The sequence below is a fragment of the Streptomyces sp. NPDC054932 genome (genome assembly GCF_053610205.1).
Genome location: NZ_JBSGXU010000240.1, coordinates 1 through 11,297 on the forward strand (window position 1 = coordinate 1; position 11,297 = coordinate 11,297).

Consider the following 11,297-nt stretch of genomic DNA (forward strand, 5'->3'; position numbering starts at 1 on the left):
GCCCTTTCGCATGCACGGGGCGGGGCGAGTGCGGCGGTCGGGACGACCGGCTCGCGCCGCCCGCCCCACTCGCCCTACCGCCCTACTTGCCCTGCTTGAACTCCAGCGTCGCCGCCAGCGCGCCGAGCTGCTCGAAGGGGGCCGTCCCGGTCACCACCGTGACGTAGCCCTGCTCCTGCCGCACGAGGGCGTCGTACTTCTCGCCGTCCCAGCGCTCCCAGGTCACGTCGCCGACCTGCTGCGTCTGTCCGGTGGCCGTCGCCTGCTGGGTGACCCGGGCGAGGTACTTGGCCGAGGTGTCCGTGGACTGCTCCACCGCCACGTACTGCTGCTCCGGGTCGAGGAAGCCCAGGTGCCAGGCGTTGGCGTTCTTGCGCTCGTACGTCACCGAGGTCGCCCGCCACTCCTCCTGGAGCCCCACGGGGACCGCCACCGGGTACGGGGCCGCGCGCCGGGCCGTCAGGGTTTCCACCCGGTAGTCGACCGTGCGCGTCGGATCGGCCTTCTCGTCATGCGGGACGAAGAGATAGATCCCGGCGACGACGATGCCGATCACCCCCAGCGACCGGACCATGTCCCAGATCGTCTGCTTGCCTTTCATACCTGCCACGCGACCCATCGTCCCGCATCACGGGGTGGCGATCACCGCCGGGGTCGCGGTGCGGCGCATGTCGGCGGACCCTGGAGAGTCCCGGAGGACCGCAAGACGTCCGCTCAGGACAATCGGCTGACCGATATGCCGCTCATACGTGACCCGCCCTGCTCAATATGTCGACGTACCGATAGAGTTCCAGCACCCTCACTTCCCGGCCGTCGCCGTACAGAAAGGTGCGCTCCGATGACCGAGCACAACCTGCCGCCCCAGCTCGAAGTCTCCCCGGAGGCCCCCGACCGCAACCTCGCACTCGAACTCGTCCGGGTCACCGAGGCCGCCGCCATGGCCGCGGGCCGGTGGGTCGGACGCGGCGACAAGATCGGCGCGGACGGTGCCGCGGTCAACGCGATGCGCACCCTGATCTCCACCGTCTCGATGAACGGCGTCGTCGTCATCGGCGAGGGGGAGAAGGACGAGGCCCCGATGCTCTTCAACGGTGAGCGGGTCGGCGACGGCACGGGCGCCGAGGTCGACATCGCCGTGGACCCGATCGACGGCACCACCCTGAACGCCAAGGGCATGCCGAACGCCATCGCCGTCCTGGCCGCCGCCGACCGCGGCACCATGTTCGACCCGTCCGCGGTGTTCTACATGGAGAAGCTGGTCACCGGCCCCGAGGCCGCCGACTTCGTCGACATCAACGCGCCCGTCTCGGTGAACATCCGCCGGGTCGCCAAGGCCAAGAACATGGCCGTCGAGGACGTCACCGTGGTCATCCTGGACCGCCCCCGCCACGAGGGCATCGTCAAGGAGATCCGCGAGACCGGCGCCCGGATCAAGTTCATCTCCGACGGCGACGTCGCGGGCTCGGTCATGGCCGTGCGCGAGGGCACCGGCGTCGACCTGCTCCTCGGCATCGGCGGCACCCCCGAGGGCATCATCTCGGCGTGCGCCATAAAGTGCCTCGGCGGCACCATCCAGGGCAAGCTCTGGCCGAAGGACGAGGCCGAGCGCCAGCGCGCGCTCGACGCCGGCCACGACCTGGACCGCGTCCTGACCACGAACGACCTGGTGTCCGGCGAGAACGTCTTCTTCGTCGCGACCGGCATCACCGACGGCGAGCTGCTGCGCGGCGTCCACTACCGCTCGGAGACCGCGACGACGTCCTCGCTGGTCATGCGCTCGAAGTCGGGCACGATCCGGCAGATCGACTCCACCCACCGCCTGTCGAAGCTGCGCGCCTACAGCGCGATCGACTTCGACCGCGCCCACTAGGGACGGCGGGAAACGAGAGGGGCGGTCACCGCGTGCGGCGGGACCGCCCCTCTCGCACGTCCGCGTTCGGCATCGGGCGCCCGGCGAACGGCGGCCGGCTCAGCCCGCCGCGGCGATCGGCCCGGCCCCCGGGGCCTGGCGCAGCTCGGCGGCCCTGCGCCGCATCCGCGCCAGCACCACCCGGCGCTCGGCCGCGGTGAGTCCGCCCCACACCCCGTACGGCTCGGGCTGGAGCAGCGCGTGCTCCCGGCAGGCGACCATCACCGGGCAGCGGGCGCAGACGCGCTTGGCGGCCTCCTCGCGGGAGAGCCGGGCCGCGGTCGGCTCCTTGGACGGCGCGAAGAAGAGCCCCGCCTCGTCGCGGCGGCACACCGCCTCCGCGTGCCATGGGCCGTCCTCCGCCCTCGCCGGCACCCGCGGCTTCGGTACGGCCGCAGGGCGCACTCCAGGACCCTGAAGGCTCTTCACGGCGGCTACCTGCAAGGACTGATGCGGCGGATGCGGCACGGTCTACTCCTGACGACGTATACGTGAGCGAGAGACGACGCACCTGTCCCTACCCGCTGTACGCGCCCCTATGCACCCCGTGCCACGGGCCGGCGGGGGATCGTCCGAAACGAGACCCTCGCCGCGCCCCCGGCGCACCCGCGCCGCAGGGCCGGTTTCAGCCCTCCAGCCGCTTGCGCAGCTTGCGGGCCAGATCCACCAGGAGGGCGCCCAGCTTGGGCCGCGCCTCGATGTTGCCGAGCAGGGCGAAGCCCCGGACGATCACCACCGGCGCCTGCGGGTCGCTCTCCCCGCGGCCCTCGCCGCGCACCTCGAAGTTGCCGAGGACGCCGCTGCCGTAGCCGCGCAGGGTCACGTTCTCCGGGACCAGGATCTCGACGTTGCCGAGGATGCAGGTCACGTTGATCTCGGTGACCTGCTGCTCGAAGACCGCCTCGGTGAGGTCGATGCTGATGTCGCCCATGACCGAGACGGCCCGGGTGTGCGCGCCGGGCCGCCAGCGGCCCTTGCGGGCGGAGCTGCTGCAGACGGCCACTATGGTCTCCGCCGGGCCGGCCGGAGCCGCGAGGGGCGCGGCGTACGCGGGGGAGGCATGGACACCCCCGGGCGCGGGCAGATCCCGTACGAGCACTTCCAGCTCGCCGACGGTCTTGACCGCGTAGAGCGTGTCCAGGCGGTCGGAATGCTCCTCGGCCGTCAACCGGCCTTCGGCAAGTGCATCGCCGAGGATCTGCGCGATGCGGTCCCGGTCCGCGTCGGAGGCGCGCAGCTCGGCGGCGGGTACGGGGGCGGCGGCGGGGTGCTTTTCCAGGTCCACGACGCCCAGCATAGCCAGACACGATAGATCGCGATACTGCTGAGTGAGCCTTACCTCACAGACACGCCACCGGCCGGAGGTCCTACGCTGGTTAACCGCGCTGCCAATTGGTCGCCAGCGCCGTCTGCCGAGTGAGGAATGACTGCCGTCATGCCAGAGTTTGCGTACACCGACCTGCTGCCCCTGGGCGAGGACACCACCCCCTACCGGCTGGTGACCGCCGAGGGCGTGTCCACCTTCGAGGCGGACGGCCGTACGTTCCTCAAGGTGGAGCCGGAGGCGCTGCGCAAGCTCGCCGAAGAGGCCATCCACGACATCCAGCACTTCCTGCGTCCCGCGCACCTCGCGCAGCTGCGCCGGATCATCGACGACCCCGAGGCCTCCTCGAACGACAAGTTCGTGGCCCTGGACCTGCTGAAGAACGCGAACATCGCGGCGGCCGGCGTCCTGCCGATGTGCCAGGACACGGGCACGGCGATCGTGATGGGCAAGCGCGGCCAGAACGTGCTCACCGAGGGCGGTGACGAGGCGGCCCTGTCCCGCGGCATCTACGACGCGTACACCCGCCTGAACCTGCGCTACTCGCAGATGGCGCCGATCACCATGTGGGAGGAGAAGAACACCGGCTCGAACCTGCCCGCGCAGATCGAGCTGTACGCGACCGACGGCGGCGCATACAAGTTCCTCTTCATGGCCAAGGGCGGCGGCTCGGCCAACAAGTCCTTCCTCTACCAGGAGACCAAGGCGGTCCTCAACGAGGCCTCCATGATGAAGTTCCTGGAGGAGAAGATCCGCTCCCTCGGTACGGCGGCCTGCCCGCCCTACCACCTGGCGATCGTGGTCGGCGGCACCTCCGCCGAGCACGCGCTGAAGACCGCCAAGTACGCCTCGGCGCACTACCTGGACGAGCTGCCCCGCGAGGGCTCCCCGCTGGGTCACGGCTTCCGCGACGAGGCCCTGGAGCAGCAGGTCTTCGAGCTGACGCAGAAGATCGGCATCGGCGCGCAGTTCGGCGGCAAGTACTTCTGCCACGACGTCCGCGTCGTGCGCCTTCCCCGCCACGGCGCGTCCCTCCCGGTCGCGATCGCCGTGTCCTGCTCGGCGGACCGCCAGGCCACCGCGAAGATCACCGCCGAGGGCGTCTTCCTGGAGCAGCTGGAGACGGACCCGGCGCGCTTCCTGCCGGACACCACGGACGAGCACCTCAGCGAGGCCTCGGACGTCGTCTCCATCGACCTGAACCAGCCGATGGACGACATCCTGGCGACGCTGACCAAGCACCCGGTGAAGACCCGGCTGTCGCTGACCGGCCCGCTGGTCGTGGCGCGCGACATCGCGCACGCCAAGATCAAGGAGCTGCTGGACTCGGGCGCGGAGATGCCGCAGTACCTGAAGGACCACCCGGTCTACTACGCCGGTCCCGCGAAGACCCCCGAGGGCTACGCGTCGGGCTCCTTCGGCCCGACCACGGCCGGCCGCATGGACTCCTACGTCGAGCAGTTCCAGGCGGCGGGCGGCTCCAAGGTCATGCTGGCCAAGGGCAACCGCTCCCAGCAGGTGACGGACGCGTGCGGCAGGCACGGCGGCTTCTACCTGGGCTCGATCGGCGGCCCGGCGGCGCGCCTGGCCCAGGACTGCATCAAGAAGGTCGAGGTCCTGGAGTACGAGGAGCTCGGCATGGAGGCGGTCTGGAAGATCGAGGTCGAGGACTTCCCGGCCTTCATCGTCGTCGACGACAAGGGCAACGACTTCTTCCAGAACCCGGCCCCGGAGCCGACGTTCACCCACATCCCGGTCCGCGGCCCGGGCCTGTAGCGCGACCGTCTGAGGGCCTCTCCCCCGTTCGGGGGAGAGGCCCTCAGGCGTATCCACCCTTCGGCAGATGGCAGGCCGGCGGACTCCCGGCGAGGCTGTTCGCGTACCCGAACGGACCACCCGACAAGGGAGTTCACCATGCAGACCCGCACGCGCGCCCTCGCCTTCGCCGGAACCGCCGCCCTGCTCGCGGCCCTGGCCCTCGCGAGCCCCGCCCCGGCGGCACCGGTCGCGCCGCAGACCGCCTCGGTGCACGGGGGCGCCACGATCCACTTCCCCTACGCCCCCAAGGACGACATCCGCTTCACGGTCGACGCCGAGTCGGCCCCGTGGAGCAAGCCGTATCCGGTGCCGGGCCTGGAGAAGGGCATGCCGACGGATGCGCGGGGCCGGGTGACGATCTCCCACTACTTCACGGAGACCGGCTTCACCGGCACCGGGGAGGCCGAGGTGGACTGCCTGGTCACGGGCGGCAGGACCGCCACTCTGACCGCCGTGGTCAAGACCTCGAACGTCGGCTGGGAGGGCCGGCGGATCGGCATCAGCGTCCAGGACGGCCGGCGCGGCGAGCCGGACCGCGTCGGCTTCTCCTGGGCCGTCGCCAACGTCGACGCGAAGCCGGACGGCACGGTGGCGCAGGCAACGGTGGGAACCTGCATGGCCCCGGCCCCCTTCACCGAGGTCACCAAGGGCGGCTACAAGGTCACCCCGGCACCCTTGGCCCCGCAGCCGAAGCCGTAGTCACGGCGTCGGACCGGACAGGTACCGGGCCTCAACGGGGGTGGCCCGGTACCCCGCCGCCCGCGCGGCGACGACCTCGGCGATGCTCAGCCCGTACACCCGGCGCAGCAGCGCGATCGGGACCCCGTCGGGCCCGCCGACGGGCAGGTGGACTGCGCCCTCCCGGGCGAGGATGCGCTCCCGGACCGGCGTCGGCGGTACGCCCCGGCCGCCGTCGCAGGCGTAGGACCCGTACCGGCGGCAGTGCTCGTACCCCTCCCAGTGCAGCTCGCCGTCCCGGATGAACTGCCAGTCCTCCCGGACGCAGTCCTCGCACGGCTCGCGGTGAAAGGTCGCGTGCATCTGCTGTTCGGCCATCCGGGCAGGATGCGGTACCAAGGCGTCCCGCGCCTGCGGATAACGTCTGGGGCATGACGCAGATGCAGCCCCTCACCGCCCGCGACGTGCGCGTCATCGCCCATCGCGGGGCCTCCCACGAGCACCCCGAGCACACCCTCGCCGCCTACCGGCAGGCCATCGCCGACGGGGCCGACGCGCTCGAATGCGATGTGCGGCTCACCGCCGACCGGAAGCTGGTCTGCGTGCACGACCGGCGGGTGGAGCGGACCTCGGACGGGCGCGGAGTGGTCTCCGGGATGACCTACGAGGAGCTGTGCGCGCTCGACTTCGGCGGCTGGAAGGGCGAGGAGCACCGCGGGGCGCAGGTGCTGCTCTTCGAGGACCTGCTCAAGGAGGCGCTGGCCGCCGACCGGCCCGTCGGGCTGGCCGTCGAGACGAAGCACCCCACCCGTGCCGGCGGCCGTCTGGAGGCCGAGCTCGTACGGGTCCTGAAGGAGCATGGGCTGGCCGACGGCTCGGCCGGCCTGGTCGAGGTGATGAGCTTCTCCCGCAACGCCCTGACGAGGCTGAACCGGCTCGCGCCCGGCCTGCCCTCCGTCTACCTGATCGAGCGGCGGCTGCGGCCGGTCAGGCCGCCCTTCGCGGGGCACGCCGGGCCGGGCATCGACCTGCTGCGCAAGGATCCGGGGCTGGTGGCCCGGCTGAAGGCCAAGGGCCTGTCCGTACGGGTGTGGACGGTGGACGAGCCGGAGGACGTGGAGCTGTGCCTGCGGCTCGGCGTGGACACCCTGATCACCAACCGGCCCCGCGAGGTACGGGAGTACCTGCACTCCTTGTGACCGGCATGGGAACACCCGGCCGGGGTGCGCCGGCCGGGCGTGGGGGGTCTGCTGGTGCGGGGCGGTCAGACGAAGCGCTGGTTGGCGGACCCGTTGCAGGTCTGCAGGCGCAGCGGCTCGTGGGCGGCGGCCACCGTCAGGCACATGCCCGGGGCGGCGGCGGGGCGCAGGGTGGCGCCGTCGCGGACGAACTGCTGGTTCGCGCCGCCGTGGCAGTTCCAGATGATCAGGCCGGTGCCGGCTCCGTAGTTGGCGCCGGGGGCGTCGAGGCAGCGGTCCTGGGTCAGTTCGATGTGGACGGACCTGCGGGCGGTGTCGTACCACCAGCCCTGGTTGCGACCGCCGTGGCAGTCCCAGCCCACGATCTTCGTCTCATTGGCGCTGGAGCCGCCGAAGGAGTCGAGGCAGTTGCCGGTCGCCTCGTTCTTCAGGGGCTTGAACTTGTCGTCCCAGGCCCCGGCCTGCAGGACGGGCGTGCCGGTGCTGGCGGGGTCGGCGCAGGAGGCCTCGCGCAGGCCGGAGTTGTAGAGCTGGGTCAGACAGGACGCGAAGGCGCCGTGGCCCCGGTAGTTGGGGTGGAAGGACTGGCGGGCGGTGTTCTCGTCCCACGGGAAGTGGTCCCCGAGGTCCAGGTAGAGGCCGCGGGCCCAGGTGTCCTCCATGCAGACCTCGTGGCCGTGGAAGAGCCGGGAGTTGTCCAGGTAGGTGGCGCCGGAGGCGAGGGCCGCCGCGCGCATGCCCTTCTCGAAGGTGGGCACCGCGTAGTTGCGGCCCCAGGTGGCGTCGGAGTCGTAGCCGGCGCAGCCGCCGGGCAGCTTGCCGGGGAAGCCCGGGTTGTCGTGGAAGTCGGGCCCGATGGGGCTGGGGTAGCCCATCACGACCAGCTTGTAGTCGGGGTCGGCGTAGCCGGCGTCGCGCATGACGGTCCTGAGGTCCGCGACCGTCGCCTCCACCTTGGGCCTCAGGCCGTCGACGCGGGCCTGCCAGCCGGGCGCGTACTTGGGCTCGCAGGTGCCCTGGCTGAGCACCCAGCGGGTCACGCAGTCGGTCATGACGGGGCCGAACTGCAGGTCGTCGTTGGCCCCGGCGACCAGCAGGACCATCTTGATCCTGGTGTTGCGCGCCTTGATGGCGAGGTTGTCGCTCTGCACCAGCTCGTCGGCGTACTGCTTGCTGCCGCCGATCCTGATGTTGCCGGTGTAGCCGCCGGAGCAGGCGACGTTGAAGGTCAGGTCGGCCGGGATTCCGGTGCGGTGGATCGCCGCGTCCGGAGACCGGTGGCACTGGTTGTTCGGCGTGTTGGTGGCGGGGTCGTAGTTGCCGACGCCCTCGCCCGAAATCTCGCTGTCGCCCAGCGAGATCAGGCCTGTTTTCCGCTCGTTCAGCGGGCGTGGGGCAGGATCACCGTAGATCTTGGTGGCCTCCGCGGCGCGGACGGCCTCCAGCTCGGGCGAGAGGGGGGTGACCACCCCGGCGGCGGTCGCCGCCTGGGCCATGGGGGTGACGGCGGTGACACCCCCCAGGGCGGCCGCGATCGCCGCGACGGCGGCGAAGGTAGATCTGAACAGTGGTTTCGTACGGGTACGTGCCATGGAACGCCTCCCCGGATGTGGGTGTTACCCCCGGTATTTACTGGCCGGTAGGGGAGTTGGGAACACTTCGAACAAGACAATTGCTCAACTTTTTGAGGAGGCCAGGAAAATGACGGACGACCAGCAGACCGATGCGTTCCGGATCGAGCACGACTCCATGGGCGACGTACGGGTGCCCCGGCACGCCAAGTGGCGTGCCCAGACCCAGCGCGCCGTGGAGAACTTCCCCGTCTCCGGGCAGCGGTTGGAGCGCGCGCACATCGAGGCCCTCGCCCGGATCAAGGCCGCGGCCGCGGCGGTGAACGCCGAGCTCGGCGTGGTGGACCAGGACACGGCCGACGCGATCGGGTCCGCCGCCGCCGAGGTGGCGGAGGGCCGCTGGGACGACCACTTCCCCGTGGACGTCTTCCAGACCGGCTCCGGGACCTCGTCCAACATGAACGCCAACGAGGTGATCGCCACCCTGGCCACCGAGCGCCTGGGCCGCGAGGTCCACCCCAACGACCACGTCAACGCCTCGCAGAGCTCCAACGACGTGTTCCCGTCCTCCATCCACATCGCCGCCACCGCCGCCGTCAGCGGCGAGCTGATCCCGGCCCTGGAGCACCTGGCCGCCGCGCTGGAGCGCAAGGCCGCCGAGTTCGAGCACGTCGTCAAGGCCGGGCGCACCCACCTGATGGACGCCACCCCCGTCACCCTCGGCCAGGAGTTCGGCGGATACGCCGCCCAGATCCGCTACGGCGTCGAGCGGCTGCGCGCGGCCCTGCCCCGCCTGGCCGAGCTGCCGCTGGGCGGCACCGCCGTGGGGACCGGCATCAACACCCCGCCCGGGTTCTCCGCCGCCGTGATCGCCGAGGTGGCCGCGGCGACGGGGCTGCCGCTGACCGAGGCCCGCAATCACTTCGAGGCGCAGGGGGCGCGGGACGCGCTCGTGGAAACGTCCGGAATGCTCCGCACGATCGCCGTCTCGCTCACCAAGATCTCCAACGACCTCCGCTGGATGGCTTCCGGGCCGCGTACCGGTTTGGCCGAAATCAATCTCCCGGATCTCCAGCCGGGCTCCTCGATCATGCCCGGGAAGGTCAATCCGGTGGTTCCGGAGGCCGTCCTGATGGTCGCCGCACAGGTCATGGGGAACGACGCCGCCGTCGCCGTGTCGGGCGCGGCCGGCAACTTCGAGCTCAATGTGATGCTCCCGGTGATGGCCAGGAACCTCCTCGAATCGATCCGGCTGCTCGGCAGCGCGAGCCGCCTGCTGGCCGACCGCACGATCGACGGGATCTCCGCCAACGAGGCGCGGGCCAGGGAATACGCCGAGTCCTCGCCCTCCGTGGTCACCCCGCTCAACCGCTACATCGGCTACGAGGAGGCCGCCAAGGTCGCCAAGAGGTCCCTCGCCGAACGGAAGACGATCAGGGAGGTGGTGCTGGAGGCCGGCTACGTGGAGCGCGGCGCCCTCACCCTGGAGCAGCTCGACGAGGCCCTGGACGTGCTGCGCATGACGCACCCCTGAGCCACCCGGCAGCACCCCCGGGCGGGGGTCCGAATCCGGTCGATTCTCGTCCCCGAACCCACCGGTGACCTGCGCCGCAGCGGGCGCGGGGACCCCCGCCCTAAGATCTGCGCATGACAGGTACTTTCAAGCCCGGGAGCGACACGGCACGCAGCGTGCCGCCGAGCCCCGCACAGGGCCCGCGCTGGACGCCCGGGGACCAGGTCCTCTGGCGCTACCGCGACCACGCCCCGGGGCTGAAGGGCCCGGTGCACATCTGCCGCCCGGTGACCGTGGTCCAGGACACCGACGAGCTGCTGGCGGTGTGGATGGCCCCGGGCACCGAGTGCGTCAAGCCGGTCCTCGCCGACGGCACCTCCGTCCACGAGGAGCCGCTGGCCACCCGTTACACAGCGCCGCGGACCACCGCACGGTCGCGCTGGTTCGGCGGCGGTGTCCTGAAACTGGCCCGGCCCGGCGACCCGTGGTCGGTGTGGCTGTTCTGGGGACCCGGCTGGCAGTTCAAGAACTGGTACGTGAACCTGGAGGAGCCGCGGTCGCGTTGGGCCGGTGGAGTGGATTCCGTGGACCACTTCCTCGACATCGCCGTTTACCCGGACCGCAGTTGGAAGTGGCTGGACGAGGACGAGTTCGCCCAGGCGCAGCGCTCCGGCCTGATGGACCGTGAGCAGGCGGGCCGGGTAAGGGAAGCGGGGCGTGCGGCGGTGGCGGTGATCAGGCAATGGGGGGCCCCGTTCTCCGCCGGATGGGAGGACTGGCGACCGGATCCTGCCTGGAGGATTCCGGCCCTTCCGGAGGACTGGGACCGAACCCCGGCGCATATGACCTCATGAGACCCTTGATGCGCCCCCGGGGTTCAAACGTAGGATCGTCCTCCACGAGGTCACGCGCGCGGAACGGTGCGGTCGGTGCACCACTGCGCAAGTGCTCTGCCGCACGCGGGACTTGACCGGAGGTCAACGCACGACGAGGGGCGACGAGGGGGCGGGGGTCCGTCAGGGGCACCTCCCGGCCGGAGGTCAAGCGAGAAGTTTGGGGGAGGAACCTCGGGGCGATGGTGCCCGGGCCGCTGAGCGGGTATACCGCGACTGACCGAGTTGAGTGCAGCGCACATCGAGCGCAAACGGACGGAAATCCACGCGTGACGGAGTACCCCACCTCCCAGGAGGGCCCGCAGCCCGTCGCCTCCGGCGGAGGTACGGACGAGGCCGGCCACGGCAAGGCGCCCATCGCCGCCGCCGAGGCCGTACGCACGCATGCCGCG

Annotated in this window: 11 protein-coding genes; 6 read left to right on the forward strand and 5 right to left on the reverse strand. The window is 71.1% G+C overall.

Translation table 11 applies throughout. The features are described from left to right. Nucleotides 1-82: 82 nt before the first annotated feature. Nucleotides 83-601 carry a DUF4245 domain-containing protein gene (locus ACWGE1_RS36860; protein WP_453424835.1) on the reverse strand — a complete coding sequence of 173 codons (519 nt, stop codon included), beginning with the start codon at nucleotides 599-601 and terminating at the stop codon, nucleotides 83-85. Between the two features lie 237 nt (nucleotides 602-838). Here ACWGE1_RS36860 and glpX point away from each other — a divergent pair, with 237 nt between their 5' ends. Continuing rightward, entirely contained in the window at nucleotides 839-1,870 is a 1,032-nt protein-coding gene (glpX, locus tag ACWGE1_RS36865) for a class II fructose-bisphosphatase (RefSeq protein WP_030712049.1), read from the forward strand. Between the two features lie 99 nt (nucleotides 1,871-1,969). Here glpX and ACWGE1_RS36870 read toward each other — a convergent pair whose 3' ends face one another. After that, nucleotides 1,970-2,377 (reverse strand): WhiB family transcriptional regulator, encoded by a 408-nt coding sequence (locus ACWGE1_RS36870; RefSeq protein WP_453424827.1) that lies wholly within the window; start codon nucleotides 2,375-2,377, stop codon nucleotides 1,970-1,972. Between the two features lie 157 nt (nucleotides 2,378-2,534). After that, nucleotides 2,535-3,194: a DUF1707 SHOCT-like domain-containing protein gene (locus ACWGE1_RS36875; protein WP_453424828.1), complete on the reverse strand. Its 660-nt coding sequence runs from the start codon at nucleotides 3,192-3,194 to the stop codon at nucleotides 2,535-2,537. Between the two features lie 150 nt (nucleotides 3,195-3,344). Between ACWGE1_RS36875 and ACWGE1_RS36880 the strand changes: the two genes are divergently transcribed. Together ACWGE1_RS36880 and ACWGE1_RS36885 are read left to right on the forward strand one after the other, a co-directional pair. Further along, nucleotides 3,345-5,009: a fumarate hydratase gene (locus ACWGE1_RS36880; RefSeq protein WP_453424829.1), complete on the forward strand. Its 1,665-nt coding sequence runs from the start codon at nucleotides 3,345-3,347 to the stop codon at nucleotides 5,007-5,009. Nucleotides 5,010-5,147: 138 nt separating this feature from the next. Continuing rightward, the gene (locus ACWGE1_RS36885) at nucleotides 5,148-5,750 is read left to right on the forward strand and encodes a hypothetical protein (protein ID WP_453424830.1); all 603 of its coding nucleotides are present in this window, start codon (nucleotides 5,148-5,150) and stop codon (nucleotides 5,748-5,750) included. Here the strand turns inward: ACWGE1_RS36885 and ACWGE1_RS36890 are convergent, their stop codons facing one another. Next, nucleotides 5,751-6,107 (reverse strand): hypothetical protein, encoded by a 357-nt coding sequence (locus ACWGE1_RS36890; protein ID WP_453424831.1) that lies wholly within the window; start codon nucleotides 6,105-6,107, stop codon nucleotides 5,751-5,753. Nucleotides 6,108-6,169: 62 nt separating this feature from the next. On the opposite strand from ACWGE1_RS36890, the gene ACWGE1_RS36895 reads away from it, so the two are divergent. Beyond that, nucleotides 6,170-6,928 (forward strand): glycerophosphodiester phosphodiesterase, encoded by a 759-nt coding sequence (locus tag ACWGE1_RS36895; protein ID WP_453424836.1) that lies wholly within the window; start codon nucleotides 6,170-6,172, stop codon nucleotides 6,926-6,928. 65 nt (nucleotides 6,929-6,993) lie between these two features. Here the strand turns inward: ACWGE1_RS36895 and ACWGE1_RS36900 are convergent, their stop codons facing one another. Further along, nucleotides 6,994-8,520: a ricin-type beta-trefoil lectin domain protein gene (locus ACWGE1_RS36900; RefSeq protein WP_453424832.1), complete on the reverse strand. Its 1,527-nt coding sequence runs from the start codon at nucleotides 8,518-8,520 to the stop codon at nucleotides 6,994-6,996. 109 nt (nucleotides 8,521-8,629) lie between these two features. On the opposite strand from ACWGE1_RS36900, the gene ACWGE1_RS36905 reads away from it, so the two are divergent. Both ACWGE1_RS36905 and fomD read left to right on the forward strand, forming a co-directional pair. Next, nucleotides 8,630-10,033, forward strand: coding sequence for a class II fumarate hydratase (locus ACWGE1_RS36905; protein ID WP_453424833.1), 1,404 nt, complete (start codon nucleotides 8,630-8,632; stop codon nucleotides 10,031-10,033). Nucleotides 10,034-10,146: 113 nt separating this feature from the next. After that, entirely contained in the window at nucleotides 10,147-10,866 is a 720-nt protein-coding gene (gene fomD / locus ACWGE1_RS36910) for a cytidylyl-2-hydroxypropylphosphonate hydrolase (RefSeq protein WP_453424834.1), read from the forward strand. Nucleotides 10,867-11,297 lie beyond the last annotated feature (431 nt).